The sequence below is a fragment of the Pseudomonas oryzihabitans genome (assembly GCF_001518815.1).
Lineage (GTDB): Bacteria > Pseudomonadota > Gammaproteobacteria > Pseudomonadales > Pseudomonadaceae > Chryseomonas > Chryseomonas oryzihabitans_E.
Genome location: NZ_CP013987.1, coordinates 123,088 through 142,950 on the forward strand (window position 1 = coordinate 123,088; position 19,863 = coordinate 142,950).

25 protein-coding genes are annotated in these 19,863 nt (G+C 67.9%); 10 read left to right on the forward strand and 15 right to left on the reverse strand.

Going from position 1 to position 19,863, the window contains the following annotated elements; genetic code table 11:
• Positions 1-23: 23 nt before the first annotated feature.
• Positions 24-446, reverse strand: a complete 423-nt coding sequence (locus tag APT59_RS00575) for a hypothetical protein (RefSeq protein ID WP_059313078.1) — start codon at positions 444-446, stop codon at positions 24-26.
• On the opposite strand from APT59_RS00575, the gene APT59_RS00580 reads away from it, so the two are divergent.
• Positions 445-1,569 (forward strand): aminopeptidase, encoded by a 1,125-nt coding sequence (locus tag APT59_RS00580; protein ID WP_082696250.1) that lies wholly within the window; start codon positions 445-447, stop codon positions 1,567-1,569. The two genes, APT59_RS00575 and APT59_RS00580, sit on opposite strands and share 2 nt — an antisense overlap.
• Here the strand turns inward: APT59_RS00580 and APT59_RS00585 are convergent.
• Together APT59_RS00585 and APT59_RS00590 are read right to left on the reverse strand one after the other, a co-directional pair.
• Positions 1,566-2,912, reverse strand: coding sequence for an MFS transporter (locus tag APT59_RS00585; protein ID WP_059313079.1), 1,347 nt, complete (start codon positions 2,910-2,912; stop codon positions 1,566-1,568). The two genes, APT59_RS00580 and APT59_RS00585, sit on opposite strands and share 4 nt — an antisense overlap.
• Positions 2,909-3,703: a siderophore-interacting protein gene (locus tag APT59_RS00590; protein WP_059313080.1), complete on the reverse strand. Its 795-nt coding sequence runs from the start codon at positions 3,701-3,703 to the stop codon at positions 2,909-2,911. The genes APT59_RS00585 and APT59_RS00590 overlap by 4 nt, the downstream gene beginning before the upstream one ends.
• A 54-nt stretch (positions 3,704-3,757) precedes the next feature.
• On the opposite strand from APT59_RS00590, the gene APT59_RS00595 reads away from it, so the two are divergent.
• The 3 genes from APT59_RS00595 to APT59_RS00605 all read left to right on the forward strand — a co-directional run bounded on the left by APT59_RS00595 (position 3,758) and on the right by APT59_RS00605 (position 4,908).
• Positions 3,758-4,174 (forward strand): MarR family winged helix-turn-helix transcriptional regulator, encoded by a 417-nt coding sequence (locus APT59_RS00595; RefSeq protein WP_059313081.1) that lies wholly within the window; start codon positions 3,758-3,760, stop codon positions 4,172-4,174.
• Positions 4,175-4,239: 65 nt separating this feature from the next.
• Positions 4,240-4,473: a hypothetical protein gene (locus tag APT59_RS00600; RefSeq protein ID WP_059313082.1), complete on the forward strand. Its 234-nt coding sequence runs from the start codon at positions 4,240-4,242 to the stop codon at positions 4,471-4,473.
• A 162-nt stretch (positions 4,474-4,635) separates the two neighbouring features.
• Positions 4,636-4,908: a hypothetical protein gene (locus APT59_RS00605; RefSeq protein ID WP_059313083.1), complete on the forward strand. Its 273-nt coding sequence runs from the start codon at positions 4,636-4,638 to the stop codon at positions 4,906-4,908.
• A gap of 9 nt (positions 4,909-4,917) precedes the next feature.
• Here the strand turns inward: APT59_RS00605 and APT59_RS22760 are convergent, their stop codons facing one another.
• Positions 4,918-5,046 (reverse strand): hypothetical protein, encoded by a 129-nt coding sequence (locus APT59_RS22760; RefSeq protein ID WP_257721105.1) that lies wholly within the window; start codon positions 5,044-5,046, stop codon positions 4,918-4,920.
• A gap of 115 nt (positions 5,047-5,161) precedes the next feature.
• A complete protein-coding gene (locus tag APT59_RS00610; protein ID WP_017641568.1) occupies positions 5,162-5,590 on the reverse strand; it encodes an OsmC family protein in 429 nt (142 codons plus the stop codon).
• A 128-nt stretch (positions 5,591-5,718) separates the two neighbouring features.
• Here APT59_RS00610 and APT59_RS00615 point away from each other — a divergent pair, with 128 nt between their 5' ends.
• Positions 5,719-6,699 carry an aldo/keto reductase gene (locus APT59_RS00615; protein WP_059313084.1) on the forward strand — a complete coding sequence of 327 codons (981 nt, stop codon included), beginning with the start codon at positions 5,719-5,721 and terminating at the stop codon, positions 6,697-6,699.
• A 197-nt stretch (positions 6,700-6,896) separates the two neighbouring features.
• Here APT59_RS00615 and APT59_RS00620 read toward each other — a convergent pair whose 3' ends face one another.
• A complete protein-coding gene (locus APT59_RS00620; RefSeq protein WP_059313085.1) occupies positions 6,897-7,499 on the reverse strand; it encodes an FMN-dependent NADH-azoreductase in 603 nt (200 codons plus the stop codon).
• A 110-nt stretch (positions 7,500-7,609) separates the two neighbouring features.
• Here APT59_RS00620 and APT59_RS00625 point away from each other — a divergent pair, with 110 nt between their 5' ends.
• Positions 7,610-8,518: a LysR family transcriptional regulator gene (locus APT59_RS00625; RefSeq protein WP_059313086.1), complete on the forward strand. Its 909-nt coding sequence runs from the start codon at positions 7,610-7,612 to the stop codon at positions 8,516-8,518.
• On the opposite strand, the gene APT59_RS00630 is transcribed toward APT59_RS00625, so the two are convergent.
• The 3 genes from APT59_RS00630 to APT59_RS00640 form a co-directional block, all read right to left on the reverse strand.
• A complete protein-coding gene (locus APT59_RS00630; protein ID WP_059313087.1) occupies positions 8,515-9,099 on the reverse strand; it encodes a LysE family translocator in 585 nt (194 codons plus the stop codon). The two genes, APT59_RS00625 and APT59_RS00630, sit on opposite strands and share 4 nt — an antisense overlap.
• Positions 9,100-9,145: 46 nt before the next feature.
• Positions 9,146-9,985: an AraC family transcriptional regulator gene (locus tag APT59_RS00635; protein WP_059313088.1), complete on the reverse strand. Its 840-nt coding sequence runs from the start codon at positions 9,983-9,985 to the stop codon at positions 9,146-9,148.
• Between the two features lie 74 nt (positions 9,986-10,059).
• The gene (locus APT59_RS00640) at positions 10,060-10,956 is read right to left on the reverse strand and encodes a LysR family transcriptional regulator (protein ID WP_059313089.1); all 897 of its coding nucleotides are present in this window, start codon (positions 10,954-10,956) and stop codon (positions 10,060-10,062) included.
• Between the two features lie 105 nt (positions 10,957-11,061).
• On the opposite strand from APT59_RS00640, the gene APT59_RS00645 reads away from it, so the two are divergent.
• The 3 genes from APT59_RS00645 to APT59_RS00655 all read left to right on the forward strand — a co-directional run bounded on the left by APT59_RS00645 (position 11,062) and on the right by APT59_RS00655 (position 13,923).
• Positions 11,062-12,147: a tartrate dehydrogenase gene (locus tag APT59_RS00645; protein WP_059313090.1), complete on the forward strand. Its 1,086-nt coding sequence runs from the start codon at positions 11,062-11,064 to the stop codon at positions 12,145-12,147.
• 1 nt (position 12,148) lies between these two features.
• On the forward strand, positions 12,149-13,027 hold the full coding sequence (locus APT59_RS00650; protein WP_059313091.1) for an alpha/beta fold hydrolase: 879 nt from the start codon (positions 12,149-12,151) through the stop codon (positions 13,025-13,027).
• Positions 13,028-13,131: 104 nt separating this feature from the next.
• Positions 13,132-13,923 carry a phosphatase PAP2 family protein gene (locus APT59_RS00655; RefSeq protein ID WP_059313092.1) on the forward strand — a complete coding sequence of 264 codons (792 nt, stop codon included), beginning with the start codon at positions 13,132-13,134 and terminating at the stop codon, positions 13,921-13,923.
• Between the two features lie 6 nt (positions 13,924-13,929).
• On the opposite strand, the gene APT59_RS00660 is transcribed toward APT59_RS00655, so the two are convergent.
• The 6 genes from APT59_RS00660 to choX all read right to left on the reverse strand — a co-directional run bounded on the left by APT59_RS00660 (position 13,930) and on the right by choX (position 18,693).
• Entirely contained in the window at positions 13,930-14,181 is a 252-nt protein-coding gene (locus APT59_RS00660) for a hypothetical protein (protein ID WP_059313093.1), read from the reverse strand.
• Between the two features lie 266 nt (positions 14,182-14,447).
• Complete coding sequence (locus APT59_RS00665; protein ID WP_237140556.1) at positions 14,448-15,422, reverse strand: alpha/beta hydrolase; 975 nt, start codon at positions 15,420-15,422, stop codon at positions 14,448-14,450.
• An 11-nt stretch (positions 15,423-15,433) separates the two neighbouring features.
• Positions 15,434-15,904 (reverse strand): thioesterase family protein, encoded by a 471-nt coding sequence (locus tag APT59_RS00670; RefSeq protein WP_059313094.1) that lies wholly within the window; start codon positions 15,902-15,904, stop codon positions 15,434-15,436.
• Between the two features lie 8 nt (positions 15,905-15,912).
• Positions 15,913-16,857, reverse strand: a complete 945-nt coding sequence (locus APT59_RS00675; RefSeq protein ID WP_059313095.1) for an L-carnitine dehydrogenase — start codon at positions 16,855-16,857, stop codon at positions 15,913-15,915.
• A complete protein-coding gene (locus tag APT59_RS00680) occupies positions 16,854-17,741 on the reverse strand; it encodes a 3-keto-5-aminohexanoate cleavage protein (protein WP_059313096.1) in 888 nt (295 codons plus the stop codon). Before APT59_RS00680 ends, APT59_RS00675 begins: the two co-directional genes overlap by 4 nt.
• Positions 17,742-17,760: 19 nt before the next feature.
• Positions 17,761-18,693, reverse strand: coding sequence for a choline ABC transporter substrate-binding protein (gene choX / locus APT59_RS00685; RefSeq protein ID WP_059313097.1), 933 nt, complete (start codon positions 18,691-18,693; stop codon positions 17,761-17,763).
• 155 nt (positions 18,694-18,848) lie between these two features.
• Here choX and APT59_RS00690 point away from each other — a divergent pair, with 155 nt between their 5' ends.
• Positions 18,849-19,832 (forward strand): GlxA family transcriptional regulator, encoded by a 984-nt coding sequence (locus APT59_RS00690; protein ID WP_059313098.1) that lies wholly within the window; start codon positions 18,849-18,851, stop codon positions 19,830-19,832.
• Positions 19,833-19,863: the final 31 nt, after the last annotated feature.

Consider the following 19,863-nt stretch of genomic DNA (forward strand, 5'->3'; position numbering starts at 1 on the left):
CGCGACAGGGAGATCAGCCGAGTCTACACGTCGCCGCAACGACTGGCATTGCTGCGCGCCACTTCCTGGTTGCGCTCGTCATAGAGGCGCGCCCAGGGCCGCCAGCCGGTCTGGCCGGCCTCCAGGCGATAGCGCTCGCCCGCGCTGAAGGCCTTGTAGTTGAGGGTCACCAGGCAGGTGCGTGCCAGCGGATCGGCCACCTGCGCGCCGATGTTGGTGGGCTGCACCTCGAACTGGTAGCGTACCTGCAGATCGTGGCTCCCTGGCCAGACCTGGAAGTAGCGTTTGTCTTCGAGTTCCTTGCGGTCGGCACGCAGGGCTTCCAGCTTGGCCTTGCCGTCGCTGTCCAGATCGATCCAGGCCTGTGCCGGATCCGGTTTGGGCAGCGGCCATAGGGAACAGCCACTCAGGAACAGCACAGGCAACAGCAGGCACAGTCTACGCATGACGGCTACAACTCCGGGCAGGGAAGGGCGCGCCACCCAGTCAGGCACCCTGCCTGCGCAACGCGCGGGCCGCTGGCTGGCGCTGCTGTCCCTGGCGATCGGACTGGGCGGTTGTACCTCGGTCGGGTACTACGGTCAGATGGTACAGGGCCAGTGGGTGCTGATCCGTGATCGCGAGCCCATTGCGACGGTCGTCGTCGATCCCGCGCGCCCCGCCGCCCTGCGCGAACGCCTTGCCGCTGCCGCGGCCGCGCGGCGCTTCGCCAGTGCCGAACTGGCCTTGCCGGACAACGCCAGCTATCGCAGTTTCGTCGAACTCAAGCGCCCCTTCGTGCTGTGGAACGTCTTCGCCACCGCCGAGTTTTCCACCCGGCCCACCACCCACTGCTTTCCCATCGCCGGTTGCGTGGCCTATCGCGGCTACTACCAGGAGGCCGCAGCCCGGGCAGCGGCGCAGGCGTTGCAACGGCAGGGCCAGGACACCTACGTCGGCGGCGTACCGGCCTATTCGACGCTGGGCTGGTTCAGTGATCCGCTGCTGAGCAGCATGCTGCGCTGGGACGATGACCAGGTGGCCGCGACCATCTTCCACGAGCTGGCCCACCAGCGCTTTTACCTGCCGGGCGATACTGCCTTCAATGAATCCTACGCCACCTTCGTCGAAGGGGAAGGGCTGCGGCAATGGCGCGCCAGTCGTGGCCTGCCGCCGCCGGACGCTGGGCGCGAGGCCCGCTACCAGCAATTTCGCGCCCTGCTGCTGACCACCCGCGAAGACCTGGCGCGGCTCTATACCCAGCCGCTGACGCCCACGGCCAAGCGCACCGCCAAGGCCCGGCGTTTCGCCCAGTTGCGCGCTGACTATCAGCGCCTGCGCGCCACCCCGGCCTGGCGTGACGAGCGTCGCTTCGATGGCTGGATGAGCCAGCCGCTCAACAATGCGCGGCTGGTGCCCTATGGGCTGTACGAACAATGGGTGCCGGCCTTCGCGGCGCTCTATGCACAGCACCCGGGCAATTGGCCGGCCTTCTTCCACCGGGTACGGCTATTGGGCGAGCGCCCGGCGGCCGAACGCGAGCAGGCGCTCAAGGCGCTGCTCGGCCAGGCGGCAACACCGCAGCCCTAGCGCGGCGCTCGCCAGTTGGACCAGGCAGCGACCAGGCCCAGCCCGGCCGCCAGGGCCAGTCCCAGGCGCGGGGCCAGCCCGGCATCCAGATGCAGCAGCAGCGCCAGGGCCGCGGCGCCCAGTGCCATGCCGGTCTGGCGCGCGGTCGCCTGGACGCCGCCGGTGGCGCCGTTGCGACCGAGCGGGGCAGCGGTCAGCATGATCCTGTTGTTGGGCACCTGGAAAAAGCCGAAGCCGATGCCACCGACGATCAGGCAGGGAACCAGCAGCGTGGTGGACTGCTCCAGCGGCATCACCGCGGCAGCCGCCAAGCCCAGGGCGATCCCCAGGCCGCCGAGCATGCACAGTCGCTGGGGGGGATAGCGATCGGCCAGGCGCCCGGCCACCTGTGCCGACACGGCCACGGTGAGCGGCCAGGCCAGCATCAGCAGGGCAATCTGCAGGGGTACCAGGCCCAGCTGGTGCTGCAGGTAGAAGGGCAGGGCGAGAAAGCAGAGCATCTGCGCGGCGAAGGAGCAGACCGAGGCCAGCACCGAGTGACGCATGGCGGGCAGCCCCAGCAGATCGACGGGCAGCAATGGCGCCGCCAGCCCGCGTTCGCGACGCACCAGCAGCACCAGACTGGCCGCGGCCAGCAGCAGCAGGACCACCCCCTGCAGGGGCGCGCCGCCAAGACGCTCCAGGCCGCCGATGCCGGCGCAGAACAGCAGGGCGTTGAGCAGCACGCTGACGGGATCGAGACGGCGTTGCGCGCGGGGGCTGTCGGGCAGGTTGCGCACCAGCAGGCCGACCAGGATAGCCAGGGGTACGTTGATCGCGAACAGCCAGGGCCAGCCGCCCAGCGCCAGGATGGCCGCGCCCAGGCTGGGCGCGGCTGCCGAACCCAGGGCCACGCAGAGGGCGTTGATGGCGATGCCGCGACCCAGGCGCGCGCGCGGATAGGACAGCCGCACGATGCCGGCACTGACGCACATGATGGCGGCGGCGCCCACGCCCTGCAGCGCTCGGGCGGCGACCAGGCTGGCAAGATCCGGGGCCAGGGCGCAGCCCAGGGAGGCCAGGCCGAAGATGCCGACGCCGGTGGCGAACACCGGACGCAAGCCTAGCCGCTCGGCCACCGCGGACAACGGAAACAGCAGGGCGACCAGGCTCAGCTGGTAGGCGCTGACGATCCACACCGCCGCAGCGGCGGACACATCCAGGGCCTCGGCGATGCTGGGCAGGGCCAGGTTGGCGATGCCACTGTCCAGCACCGTCATGCTGATGGCCAGGAGCAGGGCGGCAACAGCACGGTAGCGGCGCGGGCGCGGCAGTCCGTCGGCGACGGAGGCGGTGGCGCTCAATCGTCGACCTTCACGTGTTGGTCACTCTCGCCAAGCTTCCAATAGCCGGCCGCCTTCACCCAGTCCCGTGGCAGACCCTTGGCCAGCAGCACCTGGCGTGCGGCGCGTGCCTGCGCAGCCTCACCGGCGATCCAGGCATAGCCTTCGCCCGCGGGCAGCTTCAGGGCTTCCAGCGCCTGCACCAGGGCGTCTGCCTGGGCCTCTCGGTAGACCCAGCGGACCTCGGCAGCGGCGGCGGTGGGCAGGGCGATTTCCAGGCCGGGGCGGGCCACTTCGGCGATGACCTGCACCTTCACCCCTGCGGCCAGTTGTTCGAGGCGCCGGGCGATGGCGGGGAGGGCGGTCTCGTCACCGGCCAGCAGGTACCAGTCGAAATCTTCCGGTGGCACCAGGGCACCCTTGGGCCCGCCGATGATCAGCTCGGCACCGGGCTGCGCCTGGCGCGCCCAGGTGGTCAGTACACCCGCTTCGTGCAGGAAGAAATCGATGGCCAGTTCGCCGCGGGTGGCATCGTAGTAGCGAGGGGTGTAGTGCCGCCCAGCGAGTTGCTCGGGGCTGGCAGCGCGAATGGGGGTGGCATCGATTGGCACGAAGAGCTTCACGTGTTCGTCGAAGGCGGCGCTCTGGAAGTCGGCCAGGTCGCTACCACCGAAGGTCAGGCGCAACAGATCGCCGCCGAGCGCTTCGCGACGGACGACGGTCGCCCAGCGGCGTTTGAGCTCGAAACGCACGCGCTGGAAAAGGTGGCGGGCACTGGCATCGCCCTCTTGGCTGTGAAAAGATGTCGCCATTGCGGAGGTACCATTAATTGAGGTTCCTCACTATATTCGAGGTAAGAATCGTTCATGTCAACTGCCGCCGCCATCGCCGAAGCCTTGCTGGATCTGAAACGGCAGATGCGCCAACAACTGGATGAGACGCTCAAGGCGTCCGGTCTTTCCTTCGCCCGCTACAAGGTGCTGATGGTGCTGGAGCGACTGGGCCCCTGTCGTCCGGGCGAGGTCGCCGAACAGCTGCGCCATGCGCCGCGCACCCTGACCGATGCCTTCGACGCTCTGGAGCGCGACGGCCTGGTGCGCCGCGAACCCCATCCCCAGGATAGGCGCGCCTTGCTGGTCCACTTGACCGAGCAGGGTCGTCAGGCGCTGGCTCATGCCCAGGTGCCCCGTACCCAGGCGCTGGAAGCGGTCTTTGCACCGTTGGACGCGGAGGAGCAGGCGCAACTGCTGGCCTATCTGGAGCGAGTCCGCAGCCGTAGTTGAGCAGCGGGAGAACTCCGTGCGGGTTGGTACGCTCGAAAGAGTGAGCCTACCGAGGAGAGCCTTTCATGAGCGACCAGCGTTCCGATGCCCATCTGGGCAAGACCCCGCCAAACGAACCCGCGCTCGATGAGGCGGGACGTCCGGTGGATGTGGTGAAAAAGGATATGGAGCAGTCGGAAGCGACGCCGACCGATGGCATCGACAAGGTCATCACGCCGACCGATATCAAGACCAAGGAGCAGGAAGCCGAAGAGCTCAAGCGCAAGACCGCCGAGGTCGAACGCAAGCTGGACCGTTGATGCTCCACGTGAAACCTCGGGTTCCCGAGGTTTCACCTTCCTTTCGTTACCTTGGTGGCCATAGCCGGAGTGATGCCGCGCTCTAGCAGCGTTGTACTAACTGCTTGGCGGGCGCGTCGCTAGTCTTGGCGCCGTCTATTTCCCTGCCGCAAAGGAGCTTCCATGGACCAGGCCGCTTTCACCATCCAACTTGCCAAGGAAGGGTTTCAGCCGCCGGTACTGGTCATGCGCGAAGCCCATGGCACTCTGGACGCCCATGCTCATCCTTTCGACGCCAAGGCGCTGGTCATCGAAGGCGAATTGCGTATTCGGACGGCGGCCGGCGAACGTCATTATGGCGTGGGCGAGATCTTCCAGCTGGCCGCCCATAAGCCGCACTCGGAAGTCTTCGGTGCCCAGGGTGTACGCTATCTGGCGGGGCGACGACCGGTCTAGCGGCCTGGGTTAGCCTTCGCTGTCGTTCTTCTCGATGTCCTTGCGCTGGCGATTGAGGATCACGCAGCCGTAGACCCCACCACCCAGCAGCAACAGGGCGAGGATGGAAAAGATGGCCATGAAAATGGAGTCGTTCATCGAAATCTCCGAAAGCAGGGTCGGAGCAGTCTAGCGACTAGCGGAAATTCTTGCGAATCGCCTCTAGGACGCGATGTTGCCGATGCCGGAGCGGCACCGGCAGGCATCTGAACCCTTAGCCTTCGAGCGTGGCGTTCAGGTTGATCTTGGCACCCTTGAGCACCTTGGACACCGGGCAGCCTTCCTTCGCCTGGTTGGCGATGGTGGTGAACTGCTCCTGGGTGGCACCGGGGATCTTGGCCTTCATGGTCAGATCGATGGTGGTGATCTCGAAGCCATCACCGACCTTGTCCAGGGTGACATCGGCCTTGGTCTCGATCCGCTCGGGAGTCAGACCGTTCTGGCCCAGCAGCATGGAGAAGGCCATGGAGAAGCAGCCGGCATGGGCCGCGCCGATCAATTCTTCGGGGTTGGTGCCTGGCGTGCCTTCGAAACGGGTGTTGAAGCCGTAGGCATTGTCCTTGAGCGCGCCGCTCTCGGTGGAGATATGGCCCTTGCCATCCTTCAAACCGCCTTGCCAGACCGCGGAAGCATATTTCTTCATGGAGCGTCTCCGGTTGTTGGTACGAATCCATCTAGAACAACTCGGCAGCCGGTAAGTTCGTTGCAGTCGTTGCAGTCGATGCGGGCGTTTCGCGGTCAACCTCTTTCGACCATCCCTGGAGGCCCCCCATGAACTATCGCACTCTCGGCCGTACCGGTCTGAAAATCTCGCCCCTTTGCCTGGGCTGCATGACCTATGGCGTGCCCGAGCGGGGCAATCATCCCTGGACCCTGCCGGAAGACCAGAGCCAGCCGCTGCTGAAGAAGGCGCTGGATCTGGGCATCAACTTCTTCGATACCGCCAACAGTTACTCGGACGGCACCAGCGAAGAGATCGTCGGCCGCTTCCTCAAAGCCAACGCCGTGCGCGAGGAGATCGTGCTGGCGACCAAGGTGTACTTCCCGCTGCGGGATAGGCCCAACGTCGGCGGCCTGTCGCGCAAGGCCATCTTCGCCGCCATCGACGCCAGTCTGCAGCGCCTGGGCACCGACTACGTCGATCTCTACCAGATCCATCGCTGGGACTATCACACGCCCATCGAGGAGACCCTGGAAGCCCTGCACGACGTGGTCAAGGCCGGCAAAGCGCTGCACATCGGCGCCAGCAGCATGTACGCCTGGCAATTCGCCAAGGCACTGCACACCGCCGAACGCCATGGCTGGACGCGCTTCGCCACCATGCAGAATCACCTCAACCTGCTCAATCGCGAGGAGGAGCGGGAGATGCTGCCGCTGTGCCGCGATGCCGGCATTGGCGTGATCCCCTGGAGTCCGCTGGCCCGTGGCCGCCTGACCCGTGACTGGGACGCCAGCACGGCGCGCACCGAAAGCGATGCCTTCGGCAAGACGCTCTATACCGCCAGCGAGGAATCCGACCGGCAGATCGTGGCTACCGTGGCCCGCATCGCCGAGGCCCGCGGCGTACCGCGCGCCCAGGTGGCGCTGGCCTGGCTGCTGCAGAAGCCGGGCATCGACGCGCCCATCGTCGGCGCGTCCAAGCCGCAGCATCTGGAGGATGCGGTGGCGGCGCTGGAATTGCGCCTGAGCGAAGAAGAGATCGCCGCCCTGGAAGCGCCCTACGTCCCGCATCCGGTGGTGGGTTTCAGCTGAGGAGCCGTGTTGCCCTCACCCCGGCCCTCTCCCGAGGGGAGAGGGGGAAGAGCGGGATGGAGTGCTGGCTGAGGTCCAATCCCCCGGACCCTGCGCATCCCCTTTCGCCCCTCACTCCTGGGGCTAGGACCAAGTGCGAAGACTGTTCTGCTCCCCTCTCCCTCAGGGAGAGGGGCCGGGGATGAGGGCGTCCGGACTCAGGCGTACTGATCGGCGATCTGCCGTTCGGCACTGGCCAGGGCAGCACTCTTGGCTTCGTCGCCATAGGCCAGGCCTTCGGCGCGAACGATCTGGACGTCAGTGATGCCCAGGAAGCCCAGCAGCAATTTCAGATAGTCCTCATGGGCGATGCCAGTGGGCTTGCCGGCATGGATGCCGCCCGCCGTAGCGACGATGATCGCCTTCTTGTCGCCACACAGGCCTTCCGGACCGGCTTCGCTGTAGCGGAAGGTGGTGCCGGCCACGGTGATGCGGTCGATCCAGGCCTTGAGCTGGGTCGGAATGGTGAAGTTGTACATGGGGGCACCCAACACCAGCACGTCGGCAGCGAGGAATTCCTGCAGGGCGCGAGCATTGCGCTCGGCTTCGTCACGCTGTTCGGCGGTGCGCTGCTCGGCCGGGGTGGTGCCAGCGGCCAGACTGGCACCGGAGAAGTGCCCCAGGGAGTCGTGGGCGAGGTCATGGTAGGTGACCTCCAGACCCGGCGTGGCGGCCTTGAGGGCGACGACGACCTTGGCGCTCAGGGCGCGGGAAGCGGAGTGATCGCCGAGGATGCTGGAGTCGATGTGCAGGAGTTTCATGGCGGTGGTCCTGTAGGGTCTTGGAAGATGGGCCCAGACTACCGATAAGACGATCTCCTGATTAGACGGCTAAAATGCGATGCATCGTCCCATGGATAGGACAATCGCCCATGCAAGACCTCAATGACCTCGCCTACTTTGCCAAGGTGGTGGAGGCCGGTAGCTTCGCCGCGGCCGGCCGCCTGCTGGGCATTCCCAAATCGCGGCTGTCGCGGCGCATCGCCGAGCTGGAGACGCGCCTGGGCGCACGCCTGCTGCAGCGCACCACCCGCACCCTGACGCTCACCACCCTGGGTGAGCGCTATCTGGTGCACTGCCAGGCGCTGCTGCGCGAGGCGGAAAGCGCCGCCGAGACCGCCGCCAGCCTGTCCAGCGAACCGCGGGGGCCGCTGCGGGTATCCTGCCCGGTGGCCCTGGCCCAGCAGTATCTTCCCGAGGTGGTGACGCGGTTTCTTACCCGCTATCCCCAGGTGCAGCTGGACATGTTGCTGGTCAACCGGCGGGTGGACATCATCAACGAAGGGGTGGACGTCGCCATGCGCGTGCGGGACGTGGACGACGAAGAACCAGGCCTGGTGGTGCGGCGGCTGCGCCAGGCCTCGGTGGTGCTGGTGGCGACCCCCGAGTTGCTCGCCGGGCGTCGGCTGGATACACCGGAGGCCTTGCTGGGCCTGCCCTTGCTGGGCGCCCTGGAGGTGGATCGCAAGGTACATCTGCGTCTCGCAGGACCTCAGGGCGAACGTCGCGAACTGATTTTGGAAGCGCGCCTGGGCATCGATGACTTCGGCGTGCGCAAGGCCGCCGCCCTGGCGGGTCTCGGCTATACCCTCCTGCCACTGATCTATTGTCAGGCCGAGCTGGCCGAGGGCCGCCTGCAACGCCTGCTGCCGGACTGGTCGATCCCCGGTGGCCATCTCCAGGCCGCCTATGCGCACCGCCGTGGCCAACTGCCGGCGGTGCGCGCCTGGCTGGAGCACCTGGAAGAGAACTTCCGCGATCAGGGCAGTGCGCCGGTCTAGACCACCGTCGCCCAGGCCGAGACGAGCAACAGCGCCGCCATCCCCAGGTTGAAACCACGCCAGGCGCGCTGCGATCTCAGGCTGCGCGCCGCGACCCGGCCGAGCAGCGCCCAGAGGCCCAGGCAGGGCACGGACACCAGCAGGAACACCAAGGCCAGGACCAGCACCTGCCGCCAGAGGTCGGCGCCGGGCTCGGCATAGACCGTGACCACCGCCAGCGCCATGCTCCAGCTCTTGGGGTTGAGCACCTGCAGGCCGGCGGTGCCGCCGAAGCCCAGGCGGGCGCTGTCATCCGTGACCGCGGGCGCGCCGGCACGGGCCAGTTGCCAGGCCAGCCAGCTCAGCCAGAGCACGCCGGCCCAGGCCAGGCCGCGCTGCCAGTCGGGATGCCGGGCCAGGGTCTGGCCGAGACCGAAACCCACCACCAGGACCAGGGCCACCGCGCCCAGACTGCCGCCCAGCACCAGCGGCAGACTGGCCCGGGCGCCGTGGCGGGCGCTGTGGCCGAGGATGAGCACATTGGTCGGCCCGGGGGTGATGGAGGCGACCAGGGCGAACAGCAGGAAGGGCAGCAGGGACATGGGAGACTCCCGGTTTGGAGGGAGCCCCAGGGTCGCAAGCCTGCCGCTAGCGGTCTGGAAGATTCGAGCAGCGCGCGCGATAGGCCGCCGGGGTCAGGCCATAGGCGCGGCGAAACCAGCGGCCCAGATGACTCTGGTCGGCGAAGCCCAGGGCGGCGGCGGTCTCTGCCGGCGACAGGCCGTCGGCCAGCAGGCGGCGTGCCCGCGACAACCGCAGCTGCACCAGATAGGCGTGCGGTGCCAGGCCAAAGGCCGCCTTGAAGGCGCGGCTCAGGCGGAATCTGTCCACGCCACAGGCCTGGGCCAGTTCTTCCAGGCCAATGTCCTCGTGGTGATGGGCATGCAGGAAGTCCCGGGCGCGCAGAGCGACCTGGGGCAGGCGCGGATCGCCCGCCTGGGGCGCTCGCCATTGCAGTTGCGGCAAGAGGCGCAGCAGCAGGGCGTCCAGGGCGCTCTGGCGAACGATGCGCAGCTCTGGCCGACTCAAGACGTCATGGGCCCAGGCCACCGCGCGGTGCAGTTCGGCCTGGTCCACCAGGGTCCGGGCGAAGCCCGGTTCGCCCAGCGGCCGGGCCTCACCGTGCAGGCCCTGCAGCTCGCGCGCCAGCCACTGGGGATCGAGGTAGAGCATGGAATAGGTGAAGCCCTCGGCTTCCGGCGCCTGGCCGTCGTGCAACTCGCCAGGCTCCAGCAGAAAGACCTGCCCCGGGGTGCTCAGGTGGCGCTGGCCACGGCAGTGGAATTGCTGCAGGCCCTGCTCGGTGTAGCCCACCAGATAGGCGTCGTGCCAGTGCGGGTCATAGGCATGGCCCTCGAAATGGGCGCGCAGGGTCTCGATGCCGGTGTCGGCGTCCTGTTGCAGCTGGATCCAGTGATCGTCGGCCATGGCGAGAAAAGGGGATCTGCGGGCTTTCCAGTCTAGCTACGGACCCGGCGCCGGTCTGGAAGATTCGTGCAACTTCAGCGACCCAGACGCGCGGGCAGCTCCCGTGCCAGATGGCGGATCAGCTCGGAGAGGCGGCGCGGCACATGGCGCTGTTGGCGGTGGACCGCATAGATGGCCGCCGCTAGCGCCTCGTGATCGGTCAGCAGCGGCACCAGGGCGCCGCTGGCGAGCAGCTCGGCCACGTCCCATTCCGATCTCAGGATCAGTCCATGGCCCTCCAGCGCCAGGCGCACCACCACCTCGCCATCGTTGCTGCTGAGGCTGCCGCGCACCTTCTGGGCGAAGTGCTGGCCGGCCTTGGTGAAGCGCCAGACGGCATAGTCGCCCGCGTCCTGGCGCAAGACCAGGCAATTGTGCCGCGCCAGGTCCGCCACGCTCTCCGGCACGCCGGCACGTGCCAGGTAGGCGGGGGCGGCGCAGAGCAGGCGGCGGTTGTCCAGCAGGCGGTGGGCGATGACCCGGGCGTCCGGTGGCTCGCCGACACGGATATCCAGGTCGAAGGGACCCTCCAGCAGGTTCACCGGATGGCTGGAAAGATGCAGATTGAGCTCCAGCCCGGGATGGCGGCGGGCGAAGTCCGACAGCAGCGGTGCCAGGTGGCGGCGGCCGAAGCCGAAGGTGGCATTGAGATTGAGCACCCCGCTCAGGGGCGCGTCGGGCCGGCCGACGGCGGCCTCCAGGTCTTCCAGCTGGGTCAGCAGCGGACGGGCGCCTTCCAGGTAGCGCAGGCCCTCCGGCGTCAGGTCCAGCCGCCGGGTAGTCCGGCGGATCAGTTGCACGCCCAGGCGGCGCTCCAGCGCAGTGAGTCGTTTGCTGACCGCCGCCAGGGATAGCCCCAGCTCCCGGGCAGCGGCGGTCAGGCTGGGGTGGCCGGCCAGGCGGACAAAGAAGGCGAGGTCATCAGCGGACAAGATTCTTGATCCCAGGTTAAGAATGGCTTTCCCTGAGACGGGATTGTACGCCTCCGGCGCGAGACTACACTGGGTCCATCCCACCCAGACTGCCGGAGAAAAGCCATGCAAGCGTCCAAGCCCTACAAGATCGCGGTCATCGCCGGTGACGGCATCGGCAAGGAAGTCATGCCCGAAGGCATCCGCGTGCTGGACGCCGCTGCCCAGCGCTTTGGCATCGCCTTGCAGTGGGATCACTTCGACTTCGCCAGCGCCGAGTACTACCAGGCCCACGGCAAGATGCTGCCGGACGACTGGTTCGAGACGCTCAAGGACTACGATGCCCTCTATTTCGGCGCCGTCGGCTGGCCGGACGTGGTGCCCGACCACATCTCCCTCTGGGGCTCGCTGCTGCAGTTCCGTCGCCGCTTCGACCAGTACGTCAACCTGCGCCCCTGCCGCCTGATGCCCGGCGTCAAGGCGCCCCTGGCCAATCGCCAGCCGGGCGACATCGACTTCTATGTGGTGCGCGAGAACACCGAGGGCGAGTACTCCAGCGTCGGCGGCATCATGTTCGAAGGCACCGAGCGCGAGGTGGTGATCCAGGAAACGGTCATGACCCGCCACGGCACCGACCGCATCCTCAAGTTCGCCTTCGACCTGGCCCAGCAGCGGCCACGCAAGAAACTGACCTCGGCCACCAAGTCCAATGGCATCGCCATCACCATGCCCTGGTGGGACAAGCGCGTGGAGGAGATGGGCAAGGCCTATCCGGACGTGGCGGTGGACAAGTTCCACATCGACATCCTCACCGCCAACTTCGTCCTGCACCCGGACTGGTTCGACGTGGTGGTCGCCAGCAACCTGTTCGGCGACATCCTTTCCGACCTGGGCCCGGCCTGCACCGGCACCATTGGCATCGCCCCCTCGGCCAACATCAATCCGGAACGTAATTTCCCCAGCCTGTTCGAGCCGGTGCACGGCTCGGCGCCGGACATCGCCGGCCGGGGCATCGCCAATCCCATCGGCCAGATCTGGTGTGGCGCCATGATGCTCGAACACCTGGGCCATGCCGACGCCGGCGCTGCGGTGGTCGCGGCCATCGAAGCGGTACTGCGCCAGGGGCCTGAGCAGGCGCCCCTGACCCGCGATCTTGGCGGCCAGGGCACCACCGAGAGCCTGGGGCAGGCCATCGCCGCGGCCCTGGCCTGAGATGGACGGCCTCTTTCCGGGATTCGAGCCGCGGCGGCTGGACGTCGATGGCGTCGAGCTCAATTGCCGCGTCGGCGGCCAGGGCCCGGCGCTGCTCCTGCTCCACGGCCATCCCCAGACCCATGTGATGTGGCATAAGGTGGCGCCGCGGCTAGCCGAGCGTTTCACCCTGGTGGTCGCCGATCTGCGCGGCTATGGCGACAGCGCCAAGCCCGACGCGGGCACGGAGGCCTACAGCAAGCGCACCCTGGCGAGGGACAACGTCGAGCTGATGCGCCTGCTGGGCCACCAGCGTTTCGCGGTGCTGGCCCACGACCGTGGCGCCCGCGTCGCCCATCGCCTGGCGCTGGATCACCCAGAGGCGGTGGAGCGGCTCATGCTGCTGGACATCGCCCCGACCCTGGCCATGTATCGGCAAACCGACGAGGCCTTCGCCCGCGCCTATTGGCACTGGTTCTTCCTGATTCGTCCGGCGCCGTTGCCAGAGCGGCTGATCGAAGCCGATCCGGAAGGCTATCTCAAGGGCGTGATGGGCACGCGCAGCGCGGGCCTGGCGCCCTTTCCACCCGAGGTGCTGGCCGAATACCTGCGCTGCCTGAGCCTGCCTGGCACAGCTCGCGGCATTTGCGAGGATTACCGCGCCAGCGCCGGTATCAACCTGGCGCACGACCAGGCCGATCTGGACGCCGGTCGTCGACTGGAGCTGCCGCTGCGGGTGCTCTGGGGCGCCGAAGGCACTGTCGGGCGCTGCTTCGATCCGTTGGCCGAATGGCGTCAGGTGGCCACTCAGGTCAGTGGTCGCGCCCTGCCAGGCGGTCATTACCTGGCGGAAGAAGTGCCGGACCTGGTGCTGGAAGAGGCCCTGTCCTTTCTGGGTTGAATCGGCTGCCGCAAAGGAGTGTTGCGTCTTCTGTTGGTAACAAAGTGTGACGCCATCGAAGTGGAATCGGTCTATTCGTGAAATTTTCGTGAAAAGAGACCTCGATGAACGCTTCACTCTTCACCGCCACCTGGCAGTGGCACCGACTGGCGCTCTGCCAGGGACTCGCCCTGGGCCTGCTGGTGCTCTGGCTCATTCCCGCCGTTCGGACCCAGTTGCTGGCGTTCGATGCCGGGCTGTTCCATGCCCTCAACGCGCCCCTGGCGCATTCCACTGCCTGGCTCTATCTCTGGACCTTCTTCAGCCTGCGACCGGTGGATGCCTTGGTCGGGCTGGTGCTGCTGGCCTTGCTGGTTCGCGGCGGCTGGGCCTATCCGGCCCATCAGGTACGACCGGCGCTGGCGACCTTCATCGGCCTGCTGGTGATCCTGCTGATCGTGCGAACCCTGCTGACCAAGGGCATCGAAGCCTGGGGCTTGCAGCATTCCAGCCCGTCCGACGTGCTCTCGGGCGCCTATCTGCTCAGCGATCGCTTTCCCGGGCTGGAGCATGGTTGGGAATTGAAGGACAGGTCCGGCGCCAGCTTTCCTGGCGACCATGCCTCGGTGCTGCTGCTCTGGGCGCTGTTCATGGCGCACTTCACCCGCGGCGGACGCCGCCTGGTGGTGGCCGCGCTGGCGGTGCTGTTCATGCTGCCGCGCCTTGTGGCCGGCGCCCACTGGGGTTCGGATGACTACATCGGCGGCCTGGCGCTGGCCCTGGGCGTCATCAGCCTGGGCCTGCATACCCCGCTTGCGGCGGGGCTCGCCCATAGGGGTGAACGTCTGCTGACGCCACCCCTGCGTGGACTGGGGCGGCTACCGGTGCTGGGCCGCCTGAGTCTGCTGCGACCCTAGCATCCGCTAGGCGCGCGTCGGGGCCAGGGCCGGCAGCAATTGCTGGTCGATGGCCTGGCGCACCGCCGGCAGCAGCGCCGCGCTGCCGGACAGCAATTCCTGGATCAGCTGGCGCAGGGCCTGGGCACGCTCCTGGTTGAGCCCGGTCACGGCCTGGCGACAGGCTTCGTCCGCCGATGCCGCGGGCGTCACGTTGAAACCCAGCGCACGCAGGCGGTCGCGGAAGTCGTCCTGGTCGATCAAGTCGGCGATCATCATGGCACTGCCCTCTCAGGTGGAATGCCTGGATTCTCCCATTGGCGTCGCAGACGGCAAGCCGGTCTGGCGTCGCCGCATAGCTCGATGTCGTTTTTGGAAAGCGCTTCGCCGGCCAGCCAGGCAATGTAGGTTTATTACGACGCCCTGCCTGGACAATCTGCCGCAGGGTCAAAACCGACGTTCGCCGTTAGAATGCGCCCTATCCACGATATTTTGCGGTTGTTCGCTTCCAGAGCGAGCAATCCACGGTTACACACTGAGGCCCATCAGGGCGTTTGAACCTCTTCCGTCTCCAGCGGTTGAGGTTTTTTTTTGTCTTTTGACAGGTTGGCCGCGGGTACCAAGCCCAGTTCGCCGCCGAGAAAGCGCTCCAGGGCACAGCGCAGGGCTTCGGCGCGCCGGCCGTGGGCGCGCAGTGCACCGTGCAGCAGGCCGGCGCCCTCCCACAGCCGACAGGAGTTACCCGCCGCGCGCAGGGCGGCAGCATAGGCGCGGCCGTGGTCAGCCAGAGGATCGCGCCGCGCCACGGCGACCAGGGCGGGTGCCAGCCCGCTGAAAGCGTCAGCCTGCAGCGGCAAGGCGAGGGGATCCCGGCGATCTTCCGGGCGGGGCAGATAGGCATCCAGACAAGCCCGCCAGTCGGTCGCGCTCAGCAGCGGTGCCTGGGCCTGATGGCGCTCGCTGGGCAGCACCCTATCCGTCAGCGCGGGATAGATCAGTGCCTGGGTCCGAGGCTGGGCACGACCTTGTTGGCGCAGCGCCAGGCACAGGGCCGCGGCGAGATTGCCGCCGGCACTGTCACCGGCCACCGCCAGCCGGCGCTCGTCCAACCCCAGTGCCGGGGCCTCACGTTGCAGCCAGTCCCAGGCCTGCTGGGCATCGTCCAGGGCCGCAGGGTAGGGATGCTCCGGTGCTAGCCGATAGTCCACCAACAGCACGGTGAGGCCCAGCCGCCGCGCTAGCCGTGCCGCGAGAAAGCCGTGGGAATCCAGGTCGCCGAGCATCCAGCCGCCGCCGTGCAGATAGAGCAGGGCGGGGTGGTGGGCGCGGGCGTTCAGTGGCGCCACCAGCCGCAGCGGTAACCCATAGGCACGGTGATCGCTGATCGCCAGCCCCTGGTAGTCCGCTGGCGCCAGGGCCGCGCAGAGCCGGGCATAGGCCTGGCGCTGGGCAGTGATGTCCGGATCCTGGGTGGCGAAGGCCTGGCTGGCCGCGACGAAGGCGGCCATGTCCGTGGACATCGGCGGTGTTCTCATCGCCGGGACGGGGGCAGGCCGATGACCCGCCCGACGTGCTCCGGCCAGGGCTCCTCCCGCTGCGCCGCCAGCCGGGTCGCCAGCCAGTCGTGCACCCGTGGCGCGAAGGGCGCGGAGCGGGGACCGTCCAGGTGGACGTGCAGGAGCAGCTGCTCGGAGGCGGCCAGCAGCTCGGCCTGCCCCTGGTGATGGAGGCCGAAGTGCAGGTGCAGGCGCTTGGCGTCCAGGGCCAGGAACCTCACCCGTACCTCCAATTGGGCGTCCGCCTTCACCTCGTGGAGGAAGTTCAGGTGGCATTCCAGCGTGAACAGCGAGTGTCCGCTGGCCGCGCGACCGGCGGTGTCCAGGCCCATGGCGTCCATCAGGGCGTCGCTGGCATGGCTGAAGATCAGCAGGTAGTAGGCGTCGCGCAGGTGGCCGTTGTAGTCGACCCACTCGGAGGCGACCGAAGTACGGTGGATGATCATGACAGCTCCTAATCCAAGATGCCGTGGCGCGCCTTGCACCCGGCGATGGCCGCCTGCACCGCCAGCAGGCAGTCGTCGCGATAGCGCTCCAGCGCCGCCAGTTCCAGGTCGCCCTGCTGGGCCTGGGTGCCCTCGACCACGGCGTCGATCAGGTCGTCGGTCAGCTCCGGGGCTTCCAGGTAGGTCCAGGGCAGCTTCAGCGCCGGGCCGAATTGCTGCATGAAGTGGCGCATGCCCGCCGGCCCGCCGGCCAGGGTGTAGGTAAGGAAGGTGCCCATGAACGACCAGCGCAGGCCGGCGCCGTAGCGGATGGCGTCGTCGATCTCGCCGGTGGTGGCGACCCCGTCGTTGACCAGGTGCAGGGCCTCGCGCCACAGGGCTTCGAGCAGGCGGTCGGCAATGAAGCCAGGCACCTCCTTGCGCACCCGCAGCGGCCGCATACCCAGCTCGCGATAGAAGGCCTCGGCGCGCGCCAGGTTGGCCGTTGAGGTCTGGCTGCCGCCCACCACCTCCACCAGCGGCAGCAGATAGACCGGATTGAACGGGTGGCCCACCAGGCAGCGCTCGGGGTGCAGGGCTTCGGCATAGAAATCGCTGGGCAGCAGCCCCGAGGTGCTGGAGCAGATCAGGGCGTCGGGTCGCGCCCCACGGCTGACCCGGGCATGCAGTTCGCGCTTGAGCTCCAGGCGTTCGGGGGCGCTTTCCTGGATGACGTCGGCGCTGGCGACCGCGGCGTCCAGATCGGTATGGAACGTCAGGCGGTCCAGGCTGGCACCGGGCGCCAGGCCCTGGGCCTCCAGCGCCGGCCAGGCATTGGCCAGGCGGGTGCGCAGGGCGGCTTCGGCGCCGGGCGCCGGATCCCAGGCGCGCACGTCCAGGCCGTGGGCCAGGGCCCGGGCGATCCAGCCGGCGCCGATCACGCCGGTCCCAAGGGCGGCGAAGACGGCGCTCATCGGGCACCTCCCAGCTGCATCTTCGTCCGGCCCTCGGCGGGGCTCAGGGCGCGCCCGCCCAGGCGTTCGATGATCTGGATGACCCGCTCCACCAGGCTGCCGTTGGTGGCGTGGACGCCCCGGTCCAGCCAGAGATTGTCTTCCAGGCCGACGCGCACGTTGCCGCCCAGCAGCATGGCCTGGGCGGCCATGGGCATCTGCATCCGGCCGATGCCGAAACCTGCCCAGCAGGCGCCCGGCGGCAGGTTGTCGACCATGGCCTTCATGGTGGTGGTGTCGGCCGGGGCGCCCCAGGGAATGCCCAGACACAGCTGGAACAGCGGATCCTGCAGCAGGCCTTCCTTGAGCAGCTGCTTGGCGAACCAGAGGTGGCCGGTGTCGAAGATCTCCAGTTCCGCCTTCACTCCCAGTTCGGTGATGCGCCTGGCCCCCGCGCGCAGCTGCGCGGGGGTGGAGACATAGATGAAGTCGCCGTCGCCGAAGTTGAGGGTGCCGCAATCCAGGGTGCAGATGTCCGGGCGCAACTCTTCAATGTGCAGCAGGCGGGTGAGGGGGCCGACCAGATCCGAGCCGGGGCCGAAGTCGGTGGGCGTCTCGCCTGGCCCTATCTCCAGGTCACCGCCCATGCCGGCGGTGAGGTTGATGACGATCTCGGCGTCCGCCTCGCGGATGCGCTCGACCACCTCGCGATAGAGGGCCACGTCGCGGCTCGGCTTGCCGGTGGCCGGATCGCGCACATGGGCATGCACCACGGTGGCGCCAGCGCGGGCCGCTTCCAGGGCGGCTGCGGCGATCTCTGCCGGGGTGACGGGAACATGGGGATTGCGGCCTACGGTATCACCGGCGCCGGTCAGGGCGCAGGTGACGATGACATCGGTGTTCATGGGGTCTGTCCTTGGGCGATCAGAGCTTGATGGCGGCGGGCTGGCCAGCCCGGGTGGTCACGCCCTGGAGGAAGGCGTCGAGGCGTTGCGGGTTGTTCTTGAGCCAGGCACGCGCAGCGTCCTTGGGTGCGGTGCGCTCCAGGATGGGGGCCATCACGGCGCTGACCTCGGCGCTGTCCATATGCAGGTTGGCGAGCAGGCGCTGGACATTGGGGCAGCGCTGCGGATAGTCGGCGGTGGTCACCACCGAGACCGTGGCCTGGCCTTCGTTGGGGCCGAAGACATCCTCGCTGCCGGTCAGGTAGCGCATCTTGATCTGCAGATTCATGGGGTGCGGCTTCCAGCCGAAGAACACGATCCATTCCTTGCGCTTCTCGGCCCGGCGCACGGCGGTGAGCATGCCCGCCTCGCTGGACTCCACCAGCTGGAAGTCCTTGAGGCCGAAGCGGTCGGTCTTGATCATCTCGGCGGTGCCGCGATTGGCGCCGCTACCCGGCTCGATGCCGTAGATCTTGCCGCCGAGCTTGTCCTTGAAGCGGGCGATGTCGGCAAAGGTCTTCAGGCCGGCCTGGTAGACGTACTCGGGCACCGCGAAGGTGGACTGGGCATCGGCCAGCAGCGGCGGGGCCAACACCTTGACCTGGCCCTTGTCGACGAAGGGCTGCACCACCGGCTGCATGGTGGGCTGCCAGTAGCCGAGGAAGACATCCAGGTTCTTGTCGCCCATGGCCGCCATGATGATCTGTTGCGAGGCGGTGGTCGGCTTGACCCCGTAGCCGAGGCCTTCGAGCATGACCTCGGCCAGGGCGCTGGTAGCGACCACGTCGGTCCAGCCGACGACGCCCAGGCGCACGGTCTGGCAGCTGTCGGGATCGGCGGCGCGAGCGCTGCCTAGGGTGGCGGCGAGGAGGCCGCAGGCGAGGAGGGTGGCACGAAAGGTCTTGTTAGGCATGGCGAACTCCCTGGGTCGGCGGGCCGAGGATGACTGCCGGTGCCTTCTACCCTAGGCGCCTTGCCGGAGCGGCATGCGCAGCCCGACGACCGGAATTTGCACCCTGGCGACCTTCTTGCTTGCCAAAGCGGATCGTTACCGAGGACGCCCCACCCATGCCGCAGTCCTTTGCCTTTCTCCTGCTGCCCGGCTTTTCCGCCCTGGGCTTCATCGCCACCCTGGAACCCCTGCGAGTGGCCAATCGATTCCGTCCGGGCAGCTATGACTGGCGCATCCTCGGACGTGACGGGGCAGCGGTGACTGCCAGCAACGGCATGTCGGTCAATGTCGACGGCGGCCTGGACGCGCTGGCGCCGGGTACCACCCTGTTCGTGGTGGCCGGTTTCGAGCCCCTGGCCCATTACGACGATGGCCTCGCCGTCTGGCTACGCCAGGTCGCCCGCCACGGCCATCCCCTGGGCGGCATCGACACCGGCGCCCTGGTGCTGGCCCGCGCCGGCCTGCTCGATGGCCATAGGGTCACCCTGCACTGGGAGGCGGTGGCGGCCTTTCGCGAAGCCTGGCCGCAACTGGCGGTGACCGGCGAGCTGTTCGAGATCGACCGCGGCCGCATCACCTGCGCCGGCGGCACGGCCAGTCTCGATCTGCTGCTGGAGCTGATCGGCCGCAGCCACGGCAGCGAGCTGGCGGTGCAGGTCTCCGAGCAATTCGTGCTGGGCCGCATCCGCCCGCCGCGGGAGCACCAGCGGCTCCAGGTGGCCCAGCGTTATGGCATCGCCAACTCCAAGCTGATCCGCGTGGTGGAGCGCATGGAGCGCCACACCGAGACGCCCCTGGGTACCCTGGAGCTGGCCGCCGGCATCCAGGTGACCCGCCGCCAGCTGGAGCGGCTGTTCCGGCTCTATCTGCAGACGACGCCCTCCACCTTCTATCTGCAGCTGCGCCTGGACCGGGCGCGCCAGCTCCTGCAGCAGGGCGAGGCCAGCGTGCTGGACGTGGCTCTGGCCTGCGGCTTCGAGTCCGCCTCCTATTTCTCCCGCTGCTACCGGCAGCGCTTCGGCCTGAGTCCGCGGGAGGATCGGCCCCGCCGCGAGGGCCGGCTGTCGGCGGACGAGCTCGCCATGGTCGCTGACCGCTAGCGCGCGCCCAGGCCTGACGCTTCTGGTGATA